At 41.9% G+C, this 18,674-nt stretch carries 19 protein-coding genes, 1 tRNA gene and 2 pseudogenes; 12 read left to right on the top strand and 10 right to left on the bottom strand.

The window, feature by feature from the left end:
- The first annotated feature begins 21 nt into the window (after positions 1-21).
- Positions 22-162, top strand: a complete 141-nt coding sequence (locus tag E5329_RS29735; protein WP_168356593.1) for a hypothetical protein — start codon at positions 22-24, stop codon at positions 160-162.
- 292 nt (positions 163-454) lie between these two features.
- On the opposite strand, the gene E5329_RS11585 is transcribed toward E5329_RS29735, so the two are convergent.
- Positions 455-527, bottom strand: a tRNA-Lys gene (locus E5329_RS11585).
- Positions 528-683: 156 nt separating this feature from the next.
- On the opposite strand from E5329_RS11585, the gene E5329_RS11580 reads away from it, so the two are divergent.
- The 6 genes from E5329_RS11580 to E5329_RS31700 all read left to right on the top strand — a co-directional run bounded on the left by E5329_RS11580 (position 684) and on the right by E5329_RS31700 (position 7,754).
- On the top strand, positions 684-2,327 hold the full coding sequence (locus E5329_RS11580; protein ID WP_135989695.1) for a CvpA family protein: 1,644 nt from the start codon (positions 684-686) through the stop codon (positions 2,325-2,327).
- A 78-nt stretch (positions 2,328-2,405) separates the two neighbouring features.
- On the top strand, positions 2,406-3,629 hold the full coding sequence (gene pepT / locus E5329_RS11575) for a peptidase T (RefSeq protein ID WP_135989694.1): 1,224 nt from the start codon (positions 2,406-2,408) through the stop codon (positions 3,627-3,629).
- Between the two features lie 54 nt (positions 3,630-3,683).
- A complete protein-coding gene (locus tag E5329_RS11570; protein ID WP_135989693.1) occupies positions 3,684-4,280 on the top strand; it encodes a class I SAM-dependent methyltransferase in 597 nt (198 codons plus the stop codon).
- A complete protein-coding gene (locus tag E5329_RS11565; protein ID WP_135989692.1) occupies positions 4,250-6,769 on the top strand; it encodes a DEAD/DEAH box helicase family protein in 2,520 nt (839 codons plus the stop codon). The genes E5329_RS11570 and E5329_RS11565 overlap by 31 nt, the downstream gene beginning before the upstream one ends.
- A gap of 78 nt (positions 6,770-6,847) precedes the next feature.
- Positions 6,848-7,234, top strand: a complete 387-nt coding sequence (locus E5329_RS31705) for an LD-carboxypeptidase (protein WP_330572119.1) — start codon at positions 6,848-6,850, stop codon at positions 7,232-7,234.
- On the top strand, positions 7,206-7,754 hold the full coding sequence (locus E5329_RS31700; protein ID WP_330572118.1) for a S66 peptidase family protein: 549 nt from the start codon (positions 7,206-7,208) through the stop codon (positions 7,752-7,754). Before E5329_RS31705 ends, E5329_RS31700 begins: the two co-directional genes overlap by 29 nt.
- A 146-nt stretch (positions 7,755-7,900) precedes the next feature.
- Here the strand turns inward: E5329_RS31700 and E5329_RS11555 are convergent, their stop codons facing one another.
- From E5329_RS11555 to trmB, 3 genes are read right to left on the bottom strand one after another with little or no spacing between them, the layout of a single operon-like run.
- On the bottom strand, positions 7,901-8,215 hold the full coding sequence (locus E5329_RS11555; protein WP_135989691.1) for a YbjQ family protein: 315 nt from the start codon (positions 8,213-8,215) through the stop codon (positions 7,901-7,903).
- Positions 8,196-8,417 (bottom strand): DUF4175 domain-containing protein, encoded by a 222-nt coding sequence (locus tag E5329_RS11550; protein ID WP_135989690.1) that lies wholly within the window; start codon positions 8,415-8,417, stop codon positions 8,196-8,198. The genes E5329_RS11555 and E5329_RS11550 overlap by 20 nt, the downstream gene beginning before the upstream one ends.
- A gap of 54 nt (positions 8,418-8,471) precedes the next feature.
- Entirely contained in the window at positions 8,472-9,110 is a 639-nt protein-coding gene (trmB, locus tag E5329_RS11545) for a tRNA (guanosine(46)-N7)-methyltransferase TrmB (RefSeq protein WP_135989689.1), read from the bottom strand.
- Between the two features lie 205 nt (positions 9,111-9,315).
- Here trmB and E5329_RS11540 point away from each other — a divergent pair, with 205 nt between their 5' ends.
- The 4 genes from E5329_RS11540 to dnaB all read left to right on the top strand — a co-directional run bounded on the left by E5329_RS11540 (position 9,316) and on the right by dnaB (position 14,952).
- Positions 9,316-10,689, top strand: coding sequence for a D-alanyl-D-alanine carboxypeptidase family protein (locus tag E5329_RS11540; RefSeq protein ID WP_135989688.1), 1,374 nt, complete (start codon positions 9,316-9,318; stop codon positions 10,687-10,689).
- Between the two features lie 382 nt (positions 10,690-11,071).
- On the top strand, positions 11,072-13,126 hold the full coding sequence (locus E5329_RS11535) for a DHH family phosphoesterase (RefSeq protein ID WP_135989687.1): 2,055 nt from the start codon (positions 11,072-11,074) through the stop codon (positions 13,124-13,126).
- Positions 13,123-13,572, top strand: a complete 450-nt coding sequence (rplI, locus tag E5329_RS11530) for a 50S ribosomal protein L9 (protein WP_135989686.1) — start codon at positions 13,123-13,125, stop codon at positions 13,570-13,572. The genes E5329_RS11535 and rplI overlap by 4 nt, the downstream gene beginning before the upstream one ends.
- Before the next feature lie 48 nt (positions 13,573-13,620).
- Positions 13,621-14,952: a replicative DNA helicase gene (gene dnaB, locus E5329_RS11525; RefSeq protein ID WP_135989685.1), complete on the top strand. Its 1,332-nt coding sequence runs from the start codon at positions 13,621-13,623 to the stop codon at positions 14,950-14,952.
- Here dnaB and E5329_RS11520 read toward each other — a convergent pair.
- The 5 genes and pseudogenes from E5329_RS11520 to E5329_RS30635 form a co-directional block, all read right to left on the bottom strand.
- Positions 14,949-15,898, bottom strand: a pseudogene (locus tag E5329_RS11520) (MFS transporter). The gene dnaB and the pseudogene E5329_RS11520 sit on opposite strands and share 4 nt — an antisense overlap.
- 41 nt (positions 15,899-15,939) lie before the next feature.
- A pseudogene (locus tag E5329_RS11515) lies at positions 15,940-16,190 on the bottom strand (alcohol dehydrogenase catalytic domain-containing protein); the annotation flags it as partial.
- Positions 16,175-16,735, bottom strand: a complete 561-nt coding sequence (locus tag E5329_RS30645; RefSeq protein WP_275443209.1) for an ROK family protein — start codon at positions 16,733-16,735, stop codon at positions 16,175-16,177. The pseudogene E5329_RS11515 and the gene E5329_RS30645, both read right to left, overlap by 16 nt.
- Positions 16,732-16,932, bottom strand: a complete 201-nt coding sequence (locus tag E5329_RS30640; protein WP_275443208.1) for a hypothetical protein — start codon at positions 16,930-16,932, stop codon at positions 16,732-16,734. Before E5329_RS30640 ends, E5329_RS30645 begins: the two co-directional genes overlap by 4 nt.
- Positions 16,914-17,189, bottom strand: coding sequence for a hypothetical protein (locus tag E5329_RS30635; RefSeq protein ID WP_275443214.1), 276 nt, complete (start codon positions 17,187-17,189; stop codon positions 16,914-16,916). The genes E5329_RS30640 and E5329_RS30635 overlap by 19 nt, the downstream gene beginning before the upstream one ends.
- A gap of 410 nt (positions 17,190-17,599) precedes the next feature.
- Between E5329_RS30635 and E5329_RS11505 the strand changes: the two genes are divergently transcribed.
- The gene (locus E5329_RS11505; RefSeq protein ID WP_135989684.1) at positions 17,600-18,277 is read left to right on the top strand and encodes a MerR family transcriptional regulator; all 678 of its coding nucleotides are present in this window, start codon (positions 17,600-17,602) and stop codon (positions 18,275-18,277) included.
- 129 nt (positions 18,278-18,406) lie between these two features.
- Here the strand turns inward: E5329_RS11505 and E5329_RS11500 are convergent, their stop codons facing one another.
- A complete protein-coding gene (locus tag E5329_RS11500; RefSeq protein ID WP_135989683.1) occupies positions 18,407-18,577 on the bottom strand; it encodes a DUF362 domain-containing protein in 171 nt (56 codons plus the stop codon).
- Between the last annotated feature and the right edge of the window lie 97 nt (positions 18,578-18,674).

Raw genomic sequence — 18,674 nt, 5'->3', positions numbered from 1 at the left:
TTTTCTTTTTAATGATAGTGTATGACGAAGAAAAAAAGAAAAGGGGCAGACTGTGCCAAAAATAATCGATATTTTAAAGCACCTAATCAACAATTTCAAAGAAAATCAGAAGAAGCGGCTTGCGGCCAGATTCGCGCCCAATACATTCAAGAAAATTTATAAAAAGTATATAGTATATTGAAGTAATTATCTGCATATGCTATAATGCCACTAGGCAAAAGATATGAGTAAAGCATGGAATCAAAGAACGAATCCCTTAACCGTGACGCGACCATAGTTGAGGGATTCTTCTTTTCGTTTATACTGGAAAAGAACCCGGTAGCGTTAAAATTTTAAGCATATAAAAATTTATCTTTACAAAGTTTACGCTTATACAGATTACCCATTTACCTGAAAAAGTCACAAAAAAAACACCGTCCCCGATGCTCACAGTCATCAAAAACAGTGCTTTCAGTGCGCCTCCAGGGGCTCGAACCCTGGACACCCTGATTAAGAGTCAGGTGCTCTACCAACTGAGCTAGAAGCGCGTCTGTTATATCTTTAACACGAGATATATTATATAATAAAAAATTTAGAATTGCAAGAACTTTTTTAATTTTTTTTTAACATTTAGCTAACTTGACATAATAATTAGAAAAGGGTAGAATTGTACTAATTAAATAATACAATTAAGGAGAAGAAAAATGAAAAAAACTGGTAAAAATATAGTGATTGTGTTTCTTTTGGCAATTGCAGCATTTCTATATTACTATATTACGATTCCTGCATTCAATATCCATTCCATGGGAACCTGGTGGTTTCTGATTGGAGGGGCTATTGTTCTGACCCTGCTTTTTTCGTTTCGGAAATCATGGAAAGGGAGAGAAAAGGGCCAGGGCAAAGGGGGACTTCATCAGCTGATGGACATCCAGTTCGGAATGGTTTCTAAAATTGGATTCGGCATAACAGGGATATTAATTTTAATTCTGGTGATTGGAACGTTTCTTTCTTCTCCGATTATCAATGCAAAGAAGTATCAGCAATTGATGACCGTTGAGGAACGGAATTTTTCTGAAGATATTTCACAGGTGGATTACAATACGATTCCTATTTTAGATAAAGATTCCGCAGCCCTTTTGGGAGATCGGAAAATGGGAAGTATGGTGGATATGGTATCGCAGTTTGAAGTAGCCAACGATTACAGCCAGATTAATGTAAATAATAAGCCGGTAAGGGTATCGCCTTTGGTTTATGCCAGCCCCATCAAGTGGCTGACGAACCAGAAATCAGGAATTCCCGCTTATATAAAGATAGATATGGCTACCCAGGATACTGAATGCGTGAAATTAAGCGAAGGGATCAAATATTCCAAATCAGAATATCTGAACCGGAACATTTACCGGCATCTCCGTTTTAAGTATCCTACCTATATCTTCACAGAGCAGTTGTTTTTTGAAATTGATGAAGAGGGAACCCCTTACTGGATTTGTCCGGTGAAAAAGTTTAATATCGGACTGTTTGGAGGAGTGACCATTGGAAATGTTGTAATCTGCAATGCAGTAACGGGAGAATGCAGTGATTATAAGATTGAAGATGTTCCCCAATGGGTGGATAAAGTATTTCAGGCGGAGCTTTTGATGGAGCTTTATGACTATAACGGAACCTTGAAGCACGGATTTTTCAACAGTATTCTGGGACAGAAGGACTGTCTGGAAACTACAGACGGCTATAATTATATTGCATTGGAAGATGATGTGTGGGTGTATTCCGGCGTTACCAGCGTCAGCGGCGATCAGTCGAATGTGGGCTTTGTGCTGATGAATCAGCGTACCATGGAGACGCGTTTTTACAAAATAGAGGGCGCGACGGAAAAATCTGCCATGTCGTCTGCAGAAGGACAGGTGCAGAATCTGGGCTATCAGGCAACATTTCCGCTGCTTTTGAATATTTCCGGGGAACCCACGTATTTTATGGCGCTGAAAGACGGCGCAGGACTGGTGAAAATGTATGCCATGGTAAATATCCAGAAATACCAGTGGGTGGCTACCGGTGACTCCATTAAGGAATGTGAGAAATCTTATACTCAGCTTTTGAAAACCAACGGAATTGCCGCGGGAACCGGCGAGGAGAGCAAATCAGCTTCCGGAAAAATAGGCAGTTTGATGCCGGTTAATATCGAGGGAACCTCCCATATTTATTTTTCATTGGAAGGAAAAGAAGAGATCTTCGATATTGACTTGTCTAATGCGGATTTGCTTGATATTATAAGATACAATACAGGAGACAGCATTCGGATTTCCTATCTGGAAGGGGATAATCCCGTGAAGGTAACGGAGATTCAGAAGTGATGCTGAAACCCTGGCAGAAATATTGCCGTAAATTTCAACTGAAATTCAGAAACAACAGGTTTTACATTGGAGGATATTATGAAAATACAGGAGAGATTTTTAAAATATGTTTCTTACTGGACTGCTTCTGAGGATGGCAAAGATACCATTCCAAGCACAGAGCGGCAGTTTGCCCTTGCAGATGAACTGGCAAAGGAATTAAAGGAACTGGGACTGGTAAAAGTGAAGAGGGATGAACATTGTTATGTTTACGGCCTGCTTCCGGCAACAGAAGGATTTGAACAGAAGAAGCCCATGGGATTTATTGCCCATATGGACACAGCAGCAGCTTTTTCCGGAAAAGATGTGAAGCCTCAGGTGATTTCAGATTATAACGGAGAAGATGTGGTTCTTCCGGCAACCGGAGATGTGATAAAAGTCAGCGATTTTCCCCATTTATCTTCTTTAAAAGGAAGAACTTTGATCACTACAGACGGTACAACTCTTTTAGGTGCAGATGACAAGGCGGGAATTGCGGCCATTGTTACTGCTGCAGAGGAAATCATAACAGAGAAGATGCCTCATGGAGATATCTGGATCGGCTTTACTCCTGATGAAGAAGTGGGAGCCGGGGCGGATTTGTTTGATCTGGATTATTTTCAGGCAGAGTATGCTTATACAGTGGACGGTGACTATGAGGGTGAAGTGGCTTATGAGAATTTCAACGCATCATCTGCCCGTTTTATCATTAAAGGAGTGAACGTCCATCCTGGTTCAGCCAAAAATATCATGGTCAATGCGGCTTCCATTGCCTGTGAAATTCAGTCCTTGCTGCCAGTGCAGGAGACACCGGAGCATACGGAAGGACGGGAAGGCTTCTATCATCTGGAGGGAATGAGCGGAGATGTCAACGAGGCCCGTCTGGACTATATTGTCAGAGATCACGACAGCGAAATCTTTGAAAAGCGGCAGCAGACCCTTCGCGAAATTGAAGAGAAGATGAATGAGAAATACGGCGCAGGCACAGTGACACTGGAACTGAAAGAGAGTTACCGGAATATGCTTGAGGTGATGGAAAAGCATTTCTTTGTGGTGGAAAAAGCAAAAGAAGCCATCAAAGCAGCCGGAATGGAACCGGCTTCCCTTCCTATCCGGGGCGGCACAGACGGCGGCAGGCTGAGTTTTATGGGACTTCCCTGCCCGAACCTGGGAACGGGAGGATATGCCTTCCACGGGCCTAAGGAGCATGTGACAGTGGAAGGAATGAAGGCTGTGGTGAAAGTGATTAAGGGGATTGTGGAACGGGCTGTGGATCAAGCGTAAATTTGAAGTTATTTCTGAGGAAAATAGAAATTTAAAGTGAGATAGGGGATTCGGGTGACCAATACAGACAAAACCATAGAATATTATAATAAAAATGCAAGGGAATTTGCTGCGGGAACGATCGATTCAGATTTAAGAAGCGTTCAGGGTTTATTTGCAGATAGATTGCCCAAAGGAGCGCATATTCTCGATTTTGGCTGTGGGGCAGGACGTGATGCAAAATATTTTCTGGAAAAGGGCTTTCAGGTGGAAGCAATAGACGGTTCAAAAGAACTCTGCAGCATTGCCAGCCAGTATTCAGGGATTCAGGTAAAACAAAAATTGTTTCAGGAGTTAGATAAAACGGAATGCTATGACGGAATCTGGGCCTGTGCTTCTGTTTTGCATGTTCCCTCTGCTGAGTTAAAATCTGTATTTCTAAAAATGATAAAAGCTCTGAAAAAGCAGGGAATTCTGTACGTTTCCTTTAAATACGGAACTTTTGAGGGAGAGCGGAACGGCCGGTATTTTACCGATATGACGGAAAACAGTTTTACGGAGTTTCTGACAGATATAAAAGATTTGCAACGGGAAAAACAGTGGATTACTTCGGATGTAAGGACTGGGCGAGGGAATGAGAAATGGCTCAATCTAATTTTGAGGAAAAAATAATTGTTCCGGAAGATCAGATGGGAACGGAAGAACCGAAGCTTTTGCAGATACAGCCTGTGGATGTGATTACCGGCGGAAGCAATCCGGACAAATTTTTGTATTATCAGCTCAGAATGAGTTTTAGGGGCGCAGAAAAAATTGATATCATTGTTTCTTTTCTGATGGAATCTGGTGTGCGTATGATTTTGAATGATTTGCGGATTGCGTTGGACAGTGGGGCCAGAGTGAGAATTTTGACTGGAAATTATCTTGGAATTACTCAGCCTTCCGCCTTGTATTTATTGAAAAAAGAATTGGGTGACCGCGTGGATCTGCGCTTTTACAATGATAAAAACCGTTCGTTTCATCCCAAAGCCTATATGTTTCATAAAGGATCTTTCAGTGAAATCTATATCGGTTCATCCAATGTTTCAAGAAGCGCGCTGACATCGGGAATCGAATGGAATTATCGTTTTACCAATCAATGTGATGAAAGGAATTTTCAGTTGTTTTACCAGACCTTTGAAGATTTATTCTATCATCATTCCATTGTCATAGATCATGAGGAATTAAAGCGGTATTCCAAGAATTGGCACAAGCCGGCGGTGGCCAGGGATTTGGAAAGATATGACAGTCAGAAGGAAACGGATGATGAATCAGGCCGTAACGTCAAACCTTTCTTTCAGCCCAGGGGCGCACAAATTGAAGCACTGTATGCTTTAGAGGAAAGCAGGGCGGAAGGGGCGGTGAAAGGATTGGTTCAGGCGGCTACAGGTGTTGGTAAGAGCTATCTTGCGGCTTTTGATTCTGCGAAATATCAAAGAGTACTGTTTGTTGCCCACCGAGAGGAAATTCTTAAACAGGCGGCGGTTTCTTTTCAGAATGTCAGAAATTCTGAGGATTACGGCTTTTTCCACGGAAAGCAGAAGGATACCGGTAAATCTGTTATTTTTGCTTCTGTTGCAACACTGGGAAGAGCGGAGTATCTTCAGGAGGAGTATTTTCCGGCAGAGTATTTTAATTATATTGTGATTGACGAATTTCACCATGCCGTCAATAAACAGTACAGGAAGATTATAGATTATTTTAAACCTCAGTTTATGCTTGGGCTTACAGCTACGCCGGAGCGGATGGACGGAAAAGATATTTATGAAATCTGTGATTACCAGGTGCCCTATGAAATTTCCCTGAAGGAAGCAATCAATAAAGGAATTCTCGTTCCTTTTCATTATTATGGAATTTTTGATGAGACAGATTATTCCGGCCTGCATCTGGTAAAGGGACGTTACGATGAGCGGGAGCTGACAGAAATTTATAAGAATAATTTTAACAGATATGATTTGATTTATAAATATTACCGGAAATATCCTTCCAGACGGGCTTTGGGTTTCTGCTGTTCCAGACAGCATGCGGAAGATATGGCAAGAGAATTCTGCAAAAGAAAAATTCCGTCTGCGGCAGTATACAGCAATGCTAACGGTGAATTTTCACAGGACAGGGATGCGGCGATCAGCCGTTTGAAAAATCAGGAAATTAAAGTAATTTTTTCTGTGGACATGTTCAATGAAGGATTGGATATCGCCTCTTTGGATATGGTAATGTTTTTGCGGCCTACGGAATCCCCCGTTGTATTTTTGCAGCAGTTGGGCAGGGGACTTCGTACCTGGAAAGGAAAGAAATATCTGAATGTCCTTGATTTTATTGGAAATTATCAGAAAGCAGGAAAGGCTCCTCTGTTGCTGAGCGGAGAACAGTCATTGGAGGGAAAAAGCCTTTCCGGCTGTCATGATATGGAGTATCCGGATGACTGTATTGTAGATTTTGACATGCGCCTGATTGATCTGTTTCAGGAGTTGGAGAAGAAGACCTTGTCTGTGAAGGAACGGATTGTACAGGAATACTATCGTGTGAAAGATCTGCTGAATGGAAAAACTCCCTCCAGAATGGAATTGTTTACTTATATGGAAGATGATATTTACCAGTACTGTATGAAACATGCGAAAGAAAATCCCTTCCGCAGATATCTGGATTTTCTGCACGATTTGCAGGAACTTTCGCCTGAAGAGGAGAATCTTTATTCCGGGATCTGCAGGGAATTTATTGCCCTGATGGAGACGACAGATATGCAGAAAGTTTATAAAATGCCGGTATTGTACAGTTTTTATAATCATGGAAATCTCCGGCTGCAGGTTACAGATAAAGAAGTGTTGGAAAGTTGGAAAGAGTTCTTTTATTCAGGAACGAACTGGAAGGACTTCTCTCCGGGCATTTCTTTGGAAGAATTTCGGAATATGACAGATAAGCAGCATTTGAGCAAAGCCAAAACCATGCCTGTTAAGTTTCTGAAAGCATCCGGGAAAGGATTTTTTATTGAAAAAGAAGGGTATGCACTGGCTATCCGGGAGGAATTAAAAGACTGGGTGGAAGATGATAAACTGCGATGCCATATGAAGGATATTTTAGAATATCGGACAATGGAATATTACAGAAGAAGGTATATGGAAAGATAGCGCATTACTGCATTTGCCAGACAGTTCCGGCAGGGTAAAATTCAATGAATCAAAATAAGTCGGCAAAGGAGAATCAAAATGATAAAGCCAAACTATTTAAAACCCGGAGACCGTATCGCAGTTGTCAGCCTTTCCAGCGGAAAGATGGGAGAAGAATACTGCAGCCACAGCCTGGAAATCGGCAGGAAACGCATGGAAGGATTCGGGCTTATCCCGGTGTTTATGCCGAATTCCCTGAAAGGAGAAGATTATCTGGACAAGCATCCCCAAAAGCGAGCGGAAGATTTGAAACAGGCTTTTTTGGATGATTCCATTCAGGGGATTATCACTGCAATCGGCGGGGATGACACATTCCGACTGCTGCCTTATCTGATGGAGGATACAGAGTTTATCCAGGCGGTACAGAATTCCCCTAAGCTGTTTCCATGGATTTCAGGTGATCCGCCCAAGTGGGGTTTGGTATGAGGAACGGGTAGATTTTTCCAAGGCCGCACTTGGGAGCGACCACAGTTCCCATAAGGAAATCCATGGATATGAGCTGCTCCAGGGAACTCAGGTTTTTGAGGGAGAATTACTCGGCGGCTGCCTGGAATCCATGTATGACATGCTGGAGTCCAAACGATATAAAGAAGAAGGGGAAATTTGCCGGAAATATCATATTTTTCCCAAAAAAGAAGAGTGGAAAGGGAAAATTGTTTTTTTGGAAACCTGTGAGGAAAAACCTTCGCCCGAATTGCTGTTTACAGAGCTGCAATCTCTGGAACGGGCAGGGGTATTTGAGGGCGCTAACGGGATGATTGTGGGCAAGCCCCAGGATGAGCAGTATTATGAAGAATATAAGAAAGTTTATTTGGAAATGTTTCGGGATAAAGATTTGCCGATTCTGTATAATGTGAATGTTGGACATGCACTGCCCAGAGCGATCCTGCCTTATGGCGCCCGTGTCCGGGTGGACGCAGGAAAGCAGGAGATTGTATTCTTATAAAAGGCGGGAAAGCCGCTTGCTGCCAAATATATGCACTTGATACACAAAAACTGCGGGATTGTCCTTTGATGAAACGAAGGACAGTCCCGCAGCTTTTGTTTCCTGAATTATTTCTAAGGACCTGATATAAAAACAGGCGAAGCTTTCTAATTGGTAAATCTTACTGCCGTTCCATAAGCAATTACTTCAGCAGCTCCCTGCATAATCGCAGAAGAAGCATACCGGATGTTCACAATCGCGTCTGCTTTTAAAGCGGTTGCTTCTTCCACCATACGCTTGGTGGCAAGGGCCCTTGCTTCATTCATCATTTCGTTGTAAGCTTTCAATTCGCCTCCAACAATGGTTTTAAAGCCCTGGGTAATGTCACGTCCGATATTTTTGGACTGAATCGTGCTTCCTTTTACCAGGCCGAGCATTTCAAGCTCTTTGCCGGTAATATAATCAGTATTTACTAAGATCATCTTCTTCACCGCTCCTTATCTCTTGAATTCTTTCCACTAAGTTGTACACTGAAACGCCCATAAGGGCCAACAGAGCCAGGAGAAATACAATTTTTATGACAGCAGGTACAGGCAAAATCGTCCATAAGAAAAAGTAACTAAGCAAAAACAGCATCAGAATTACTGTAATAATCACTGGGGCAATTAATTTTGTACTTTTCATAATATACTCCTTTACATGCTGAAAACCTGGAACAATTTTATTATACGCTTTCTCTTATCTGGATGCAATCAATTTGTAAATAGAATTTCCCATAGATGAAAAACGCTCTTCGTATTCTGTCATGACATTTCCGGCATTCATACTTTCGTCCCGGTGCAGATCCCGGGTGATTCCGTCTAACTTCCATCCTGCTTCTTTTACTTCCTCCAGGGAAAAATCAAAAAGTTCCCGGTTGTCCGTTTTAAATTCCACGTTACCTTCTTTTGCTAAAATGGAATTGTAGCGGGCAAAAAACTGCCGGGAAGTAAGTCTCCGTTTTGCATGACGGTCTTTCGGCCAGGGATCGGAAAAGTTCAGATAGATTTTCGCTATCTCATTTTCCTGAAAAATATCGCAGATGGTCTCTGCCTCCATTCGGATAAAGCGGATATTTTCCAGAGGTTCTTCTTCCATTTTCTGAAGAGCCCGAAGGAGGACGCTGGAATATTTTTCAATGCCGATATAATTTATGCCGGGATTTTGCTTTGCAAGAGTCATTAGAAACTGCCCTTTTCCCATGCCGATTTCAATATGGATGGGATTGCCGCTGCAAAAAACCTGCTGCCAGTTTCCTTTATACTGTTCCGGTTCCTGGATGCACCAATGGCTTTCGGCAATGGCTTCCCTGGAACCCGGGATATTTCTTAATCTCATAAATACCTCCGAAAATTGATATAATAAAGTTATAATACCATACCAGAAGTTGCAACGCAACTTTCAATATGTTATACTATATGAAACTTGTAACAGATTTGTAAAATAAATGTGATATTTTGTAAAATATCAAAACAAAGATGCGGCAGACTGACGATTCTGAATAGTTCATACAGTCTGCAGGAGAACTTAAGGAGAAAATTTCATGAAAAAGAGAAAGAAATGGGCAGGTCTGGTTTTAGGGGCTGTAAGTCTCTTTCAGATGAATTTTATGACTGTCCAGGCGGAAGAGTATTGGCCGGAAGGTCCACAGATTGCAGGAGAATCGGCGATTGTTATGGAGGCGTCCACAGGAACTGTTTTATATGAAAAGAATTCTCATCAGCAGTCATATCCTGCAAGTATTACAAAGATCATGACAAGTTTATTAGCAGTTGAAAACAGTAATTTGGATGAAGAAGTGACTTTTTCGAAAAATGCAGTCTATCAGACAGATGGTTCCGGCATCTCCAGAGACGTAGATGAAGTTATGACTATGGAGGAATGCCTGTATGGCCTGATGCTGGCGTCTGCCAATGAATGCGGCTACGCGATTGCAGAGCATGTTGGTAAGGATTATGATGATTTCATTAAATTGATGAATGATAAGGCTAAGGAATTAGGCTGCAAAGATACGCATTTCAATAACCCCCATGGTCTGCCGGATGAAGAACATTGGACAAGCGCTTATGATATGGCGCTGATATCCAAGGAAGCTTTAAAAAATGATATTTTCCGTATGATTGTCAGTACAAAGCGCCATACGATTCCTTCTACTAATAAGCATGAAGAAGAAACTTACCTGATTAATCATCATAAGATGCTGACAAATTACCAGGGGGATACTCAATATCTGTATGATTATTGTATCGGCGGCAAAACAGGATATACCAGCGTGGCCGGGAGCACCTTGGCTACCTTTGCCGAAAAGGACGGTATGACTTTAATTTGTGTGGTAATGAAAGAACAGGCGCCGAATCATTATCAGGATACCAGAACACTTTTTGATTATTGTTTTGAGAATTTTCAGCTTTGGAATGTAGCGGAAAATGAGAAAAATTACTCTCAGAATATTAAAGAAAATAAGATATTTGAAAATGAAGAATCTTTTGTGGGTTTAAATAAAGAGGGATGTATTGTTCTGCCTAAGGCAGTGGAATTTACGGATGCTGTGCCGGAAATAGTTGAAATTAATAACTCAAAAGATGTAATCGGAAATATTCAGTATACTTATGCCGGACGGTCTGTGGGAGGGACAGACATTGAAATAACCGGGGCAAAGGTATCTGAATATAAGTTCCGGAAAGCAGAAAAAGAGGAAAAAGAGGAAGAGGCTCAAGAAGATAAAGTAGTAGTAAATATTAATGTCAAATATATTATATTAGGAGTATTGGCTGTAGCGCTGTTGATTGGAATTGGGTTTGGAATATATAAATTTGTGGATAATTTTTATTTGATTAAGTATAAGCTTGAGTGCAGAAGGCAGCGGAAAATGAGCTATAAGGATCTTAAATTTAAAAAGAAAAAAGACTGGAAATAATAACGAAATATAAAAATCTCTTTTTGGACGTCTTGTTCTGGGGCGTCCTAAATTATATAATTTTAGTAAAATGCAATGAAGTGAATGCTGTAGAAAAGATTTGATTTGAACCATAGAAACGGCACAAAGATAATGGTTTATCTTTCCAGACAGAGAGGGAATGAGACTTTTTGCAGTGAAAATTTTTCTCCGCTCATTAAAAACCCTGTAAAATCCTGCAATATACCGGTTTTTCGGGGAACAGAAAACGGTTATTGTAAGAATTAAGAGGAGGTGGTATAATAGGACGAAAACAATAGGCAGTACAGAAAGCAATTCCTGCACTGCCTTTGTGGAATGGAAACCTGAAATATAAGTGAGAACAACAAAGGTAGGAAGATAAATGAAGAAAAAAAATCACCCTGGAGGCCCGTTAAAGAACTATATGAACTGGCCCTTGATGCTGACTATTTTACTTGTATTGATGAATATCCCCTTATATTATTTTGACAGGACTGCCGGAATCTGTGTCTCTGTATTTGCAGCATTGTATTTCCTGATTATGCTGGGAATTTTCCTGGCCAACAAATCTGCTATGCGCAATGAGGTAATCAGTTTTGCCACTCAGTACGGCACCGTTCAGAAAAAGCTGCTGAACGAATTTGAGATACCATATGCGCTGCTGGATTATAACAGTAAGATTTTGTGGATGAATGAAACCTTTTCCCGTATTACGGAAAAGGATAAGGAATACCATAAGTCTATTGCCACAATCTTTCCGTCTATTACCAGAGAACTTCTGGAAAAAGAGGAGCACAACGACCATATTAAGGTAGAATGGAAAGATCGGGTTTACCGGGCAAGTGTGGGGAAGATCTATTTCGATGAGGAAACGGCAGAAGGGAATTTGATTGAACTAGAGCAAAAGGATCAGTTCCTTACGGCGCTCTACCTTTTTGACGAGACGGAGCTTCATGAAAGTATTCAGGAAATCCGTGATCAGCAGTTGGTAGCAATGCTGATTTATATTGATAATTATGAGGAAGCCTTAGAAAGCGTAGAGGAAGTAAAACGTTCTCTGCTGGTAGCTTTGGTGGATCGTAAGGTAAGCAAATATTTTTCTGATCGGGACAGTATTATTAAAAAGATTGAAAAAGACAAATATTTTGTTGCGTTTAAGCAGAAATACCTGGAGGCGCTGATTGAAGATAAATTCAGTATTTTAGAAGATGTCAAAACGGTCAAGGTAGGAAATGAGATGGCAGTTACCTTAAGTATCGGCGTTGGCGTCAGCGGAAACAGCTATAACCAGAAATACGAATACGCCCGTATGGCAATCGACCTGGCGTTGGGCAGAGGCGGCGATCAGGTTGTAGTAAAAGAAGGAGAAAAGATTTCCTATTTCGGCGGCAAGTCCAGACAAGTGGAAAAAATGACTCGGGTAAAAGCAAGGGTGAAGGCTCATGCACTGCGGGAAATTTTAGAGAGCCGGGAAGAAGTATTCATTATGGGGCACAGTATCAGTGATATGGATGCTTTTGGATCGGCCATAGGTATTTACTGTGCAGCCCAGGTTCTTGGGAAAAAGGCGCATATTGTTCTGGATGAAGTAACATCTTCTCTGCGGCCCATGAAGGAATGCTTTACAGAGGAAAAGGGCTATCCGGCAGATATGTTTGTGCGGAGTGAACGGGCATTGGAGATGGCAGATTACCGGAGTGTGGTGGTGGTAGTGGATACAAACCGCCCCAATTATACCGAATGTCCGGAATTGTTAAAGAAGACGAAAACGATTGTGGTGTTTGACCACCATAGACAGAGCAGTGAAGTAATAGATAATGCAGTGCTTTCTTATATCGAGACATACGCTTCTTCCACTTGTGAGATGGTGGCGGAAGTATTGCAGTATTTCAATGAAAATATTCATCTAAAGCCCAATGAGGCAGACAGTATTTATGCAGGAATTTTGATCGATACCAATAATTTTATGACGAAAACAGGCGTGAGGACCTTTGAGGCAGCAGCTTATCTGCGGCGGTGCGGTGCGGAGGTAACCAGAGTCCGCAAGCTTTTGCGGGACGACATGGCCGCTTACAAGGCCAGGGCAGAAGCAGTGCGCCACGCGGAAGTGTACCGGGGAGCATTTGCCATTTCCATCTGTCCGGCGGATCGTGATGTGGAAAGTCCCACAATTGCAGGGGCCCAGGCGGCCAACGAGCTGCTGAATATTGTAGGAATCAAGGCGTCTTTCGTATTAACCGAATATAATGAGAAAATATATATCAGTTCCCGTTCCATTGATGAGATTAACGTACAGCTTATTATGGAGCGTCTGGGTGGCGGAGGTCATCTGAATGTGGCAGGCGCCCAGATGAAGGACTGCACCGTTTCAGAAGCGAAGCGGAGAATTCAGGTAACATTGGATAAGATGCTGGAGGAAGGAGACATAGAAGTATGAAAGTAATATTATTAGAAGATGTAAAATCATTAGGCAAAAAAGGTGAAGTAGTCAACGTCAGCGACGGTTATGCAAGAAATCTGCTTTTTCCCAAAAAGCTGGGAATTGAGGCAACCAAGAAGAATATGAACGATTTGAAATTAAAGAATCAGCATGAAGAAAAGGTAGCCCAGGAAAATCTGGATACGGCAAAGGCTCTGGCAGAAGAGATTGCAGGCAAAGAGGTAGTGGTAACGATTAAAACAGGAGAAGGTGGAAAAACCTTCGGTTCCGTTTCCACTAAGGAAATCGCAGAGGCGGCAAAAGAGCAGATTCAAATGGAATTGGACAAGAAGAAAATGCAGCTTCCGGAAGGCGGACTGAAAGCTCTGGGCGTATATGAAATAGGAATTAAACTGCACCCGAAAGTAACAGGAACCTTGAAGGTAAAGGTGAAAGAAGCGTAGTGTCCCTATAAGGCAGGCGCAGGATTAGGAATATAGCAGGAGGCATTTATGGAGGAAGATCTGATCAAACGGATTATGCCCAATAATCTGGAAGCAGAGCAGTCAGTTATCGGCGCAATGATTATGGACAGGGAAGCAATTATTATGGCTTCTGAAATCTTAATCCGGCAGGATTTTTATCATCAGCAGTATGGAGTCCTGTTTGAAACCATGGTAGAGCTTTACAATGAGGAACAGCCGGTGGATATGATAACGCTCCAGAACCGTCTGCGGGAAAAAGATGTTCCCGCAGAAGTGAGCAGCCTGGAATTTGTGGGAGAACTGGTGGCCTCTGTGCCTACCTCCGCCAATATCAAATATTACGCCAATATTGTAAAAGAGAAAGCCACACTGCGCCGATTAATTAAGGTAAATGAAGAAATTGCCAATCAATGTTATCTGGGCAGGGAAAGCTTAGAAGATATTATGGCGGATACGGAGAAAAAGATTTTTGATTTGCTCCAGAATAAAAGCGGCGGCGATTATGTTCCCATCAAGCAGGTTGTGATTAATGCGCTGGAAAAGATTGAACAGGCCTCTAAGACAAAGGGAAATGTCACCGGGATTGCCACTGGTTTTGTAGATTTGGATTACCGCACTTCAGGGCTTCAGCCCTCGGATTTAATTCTGGTTGCGGCAAGGCCCTCCATGGGAAAAACAGCGTTTGTATTGAATATTGCCCAGTATGTGGCGTTCCACAGCAACCTGTGCTCTGCGATTTTCAGTCTGGAAATGTCCAAAGAGCAGTTGGTGAACCGTCTCTTCTCGTTGGAATCCCGGGTAGACGCTCAGCTTCTCCGTTCCGGCAATCTGGCAGATTCTGACTGGGAGAAGCTGATAGAAGGTGCTGGAACCATCGGGCGTTCCAAATTGATTATTGATGACACTCCTGGAATTTCCATTTCAGAGCTTCGCTCCAAATGCAGGAAGTACAAACTGGAGCATGATTTGAAATTAATTATTATCGACTATCTCCAATTAATGTCCGGCTCTGGCAGATCAGATTCCAGGCAGCAGGAAATTTCGGATATTTCCCGTTCCTTAAAAGGGCTTGCCAGAGAATTGAACGTTCCGGTAATTGCCTTATCCCAGCTGAGCCGTCAGGTAGAGCAGCGGCCGGATCACAGACCCATGCTGTCAGACTTAAGAGAGTCAGGGGCTATTGAGCAGGATGCGGATGTGGTAATGTTTATTTACCGTGACGATTATTATAACAAGGATACGCCGGATAAAAATATTGCGGAAATCATAATTGCCAAGCAGAGAAACGGCCCCATAGGGACCATTAATCTGGTTTGGCTGCCCCAGTATACCAAGTTTGCCAATATGGAGAAACGTTAGCGTACACTTTGATTCTTTCTGCTTTCCAGATCCTCTATAATTTCATTGTAACGCTTTTTATTCAATCGGTAAAAGTACAGTACAACAGCCGTTACAATCCAGAGGATTCCTGGAATAGTAGTAAAAGAATGCTTCATAATACTAAGAACAGTAGAGTTCTGGGGCTGGTTTGCAACATATCCGAATTTTCCCAGTAAAGCGGCAAGAAGGGCGGTGCCGATTGCCATTCCGATTTTATTTCCAAGAGAGATAAAGGTGTATTGAAAACCATCATTTCTCAATTCTGTCTTCCATTCCCCATATTCTACACAGTCCGGAATAATGGCGTAGATTGCAGTATTAAATCCAGAAAAGAAAAATTGCGTCACTCCGGATAATGCATAAAATGCAATTGGCGATTCTTTCACATTAAAGAAGAATAGGCAGAGCATTGCAATTCCCGTGAGTAAAGCGAAAACAGACGCTGTTCGGCCTTTGTTATTCAGTCTGGAAAATACCGGCTGAAAACATGCGGCGCCAATGATAGATGGGACAATGATGCACATGGAATACCTTGTATAATAGGAAGCGTCTCCCTCTACATAAGCAAAATAGTATAATACATCTGCGTTTCTTCCATAAAGAGTAAATCCGAATAATACCTGTCCTGCCAGCGCCAGAAGATAAGGCCTGTTCTGCAGTACTGCTTTTAACTGTACTTTAATGGATATTTTTCCTTTTCCGGCGTTGTTACAGTTTCCTTTGTTTTTGCAAAACAAAAGAAATAGCATGCGGCAAAAATGCATCCATAGATGATTGCCACAAAAAGATAGCCGTCTTTTGCGCTGCGGCTTCCAGGCTTGCTGACAAGAGGAACCGTTATAATATTGATAATCCCGATTGCAATCATTGCGGCAACAGAACGTGAGGTATTGATTTTTGTCCGCTCGTCAATATCCTGGGTCATTGCTCCGCAAAGTGTTCCATAGGGGATATTGATACAGGTATATCAATGGTTACTTTTTGTCCTTTGTGGAACTCAGTAACGTTTTTCCCCACTTTAGTAATTTCTCCGGACACCTCGTGGCTCTGTGTGACAGGGTAGGAGGTAAGGGGATGTTTTCATGATAAACATGGATGTCTGAGCCGCAGATTCCGATATTCATAATTTTAACCAATACCTGATGATCTTCTGGCTCTGGAACCGGTACCTCTCTGAAAATGATTTTTACTGGATTTGTCATTACCTGCTGTAACATAACCTGCTTCCTCCTTTTATTTTAAGTTTTATAAAATGTTTTGCAGCCCCGATGGCTGAGGCTTCTCTTGCGTAAGTGCAATTTTTCAAATATCTTGTGTCACGGTCAAATCCAGTATAGGATAATACCTTTTCTCCTAACGGAATCATATATTCGGAAAGATATCCTCCTGCTTCTCCGCACAGTATCAGATTTATATCATAGGCCATGCGTAAATTTGAAATCAATATGGCGAGGCTGTCTAGGTAATCTTCCCATTTCTTTTTGGCGGCAGGGTCATTTTGCCGGAGTTTTGCCATGAACTGCTCCAGAGGGATCTGTCCTCCGTCTGTAAGGACGCTTGCGGCGCAATAGGCGTCTGCACAGCCCGGTTTTCCGCAATAACATTTCCGTCCTTTGGGAACCAGTATCATATGGCCGAATTCTCCTGCCTTCTGGTTCAGGCCTGGAAATAATTTTCCATCAATGCAGAAGGCTCCGCCTAAAGTATGATTCAGGGAGAGATAAATAGCATTTTTGTATTTGTGCAAATTTTCGGCCATCATGGCCGCATTTGCGTTATTTTCAAAGTAAACCGGATAGAAAAGGATTGCTCCAGAAAATTCAAGCTGTAATTTTCCAACTGCAAAGCATGGGATTTTATTACAAACCGTTCTTTCTGATGGATAATTCCCAGAATGGAGATTTCAATTCCCAGAAGCTTTTCCTGATATTTGGCGTCTTTCAGAAAATTTTCTGCCATTTGTGAAAATTCAGTGCAATATGACATATCTTCTGAAAATTTAAGGCGCACACGTTCCTCTTTTTTATTTTATATTTCAGGTTGACCAGAACCATTCCCACATGATTGGCTGTAATCACTATTCCCATAGCGCAGCGGTACATGGGATTGATTTCTATGCTTTTGGCCTTTCGGCCGCCAGTGGATGCGTATTCTCCGGTTTCGGCAATTATGCCTTTTTCCAGTAATTCGTTTACATTTGTGAGAACTGTCGGCATGCTTAAGTTCAGATTTTTGGACAACTCAGCTTTTGATGCGGCTTTGTTGTTAACAATATAGTTGAGAATTTTGGATTTTGTAACATTTTTCTAACGGATGGATTTGCCATAGCTGCCTCTTTAATAAATTATTTTAGAAAAGAATGATATGCTTTTTTTATAATTTGTAAAGTGACATTTTTCATATTTTTTCTGTTTCAGCGCAGATTCTGTAAAAATTTGCAGATATTTTCCGTAATGTGTGAATATCTGTTTTTTGCTGTCATTATTTCACGATGAAAAAAGATTGTAACGGCGCATAGAAATCGTTAAAATAGAATTAGTAAAAAGGGACAAGCTGGCATTGATATGAATCATGCAGCAGGCAGTCCGGGCTACCGGAAGTCAAATCCCAAAAAGGAGGTTAAAATGTGGAAAATGTACGCTATATGATTTCGGACGCGGCAAACATTGTAAATGTTGAGTCCCACGTATTGCGGTACTGGGAAGAAGAGCTGGAGCTTACAATTCCCCGCAACGAAATGGGACACCGTTATTACACAGAAGAAAATATAGCGCAATTTCAAAAGATAAAAGAATGGAAAGAGCAGGGTTATCAGCTGAAAGCCATTCGAATGATGATACATAGCAGCCAGCCGGCCATGGGAAACGGAGAGTTTTACGGAGGTCAGCCGGCAGCAGAACTGCAGACAGGAGGGAATAACGTAATTCAGATGAACCGAGAATATGTGGAAACAGTTCCAAAACCTATGGTGGAAAAGCATAATAATCCGATTTCTAATACGGTGAAGTTAGAACAGTTTCAGTCTATGATGCTTAACATTGTAAAACAGGCAATGGAAGAAAATAATCCGGCATTGGGAAAGGAGGTAGGAGTACAGGTAGGAGATCGGGTGTTAAAAGAGATGAATTATCTGATGCGGGAGCAGGATGAAGCAGAGGAAGAACGGTTCCGCAGACTGGATGAGGCGATTCGCGCCACCCGGAAAAGCAAACGGTTCCACAGAGAGAAAAAAGAGAAGAAAGAAGCCGAAAAGAGACTTGGAAAGGATAAGAAGCTGAGCCCAAATCTGACAGTCACTGAGTAGTGGGAGTGTTCCCTTTGTCATTTGATTTGTCAATCATCTTTACGGCTGTCATATCTAAAAAGGAGCTGACATCTCAACCAGGATGTCAGCTCCTTATGTAGTCTGCCTTATGCTGCAAAGCGAGAAAAATTAGCCCTGCTCAATAGCGCCTGTAGGACAGGCGCCTGCGCATGTTCCGCAGTCGATACAGGTATCTGCAGCGATTTCATATTTGCCGTCACCAGCGGAGATTGCTCCTACTGGACATTCACCTTCACATGTTCCACAGCTTACACAAGCGTCATTAATAACGTATGCCATATTAATTTCCTCCTTAATAATATGAATGTTCAAATCAGCTTCCTAAATCAAATGGTAGCTTTGAACCTTATTTTAATACAAATGTCCTCTGATTACA

The sequence above is a fragment of the Petralouisia muris genome (genome assembly GCF_004793545.1).
GTDB lineage: Bacteria > Bacillota > Clostridia > Lachnospirales > Lachnospiraceae > Petralouisia > Petralouisia muris.
The sequence above is the reverse complement of the archived record's forward strand: the minus strand, read 5'-3'. Positions and strand labels throughout refer to the sequence as shown.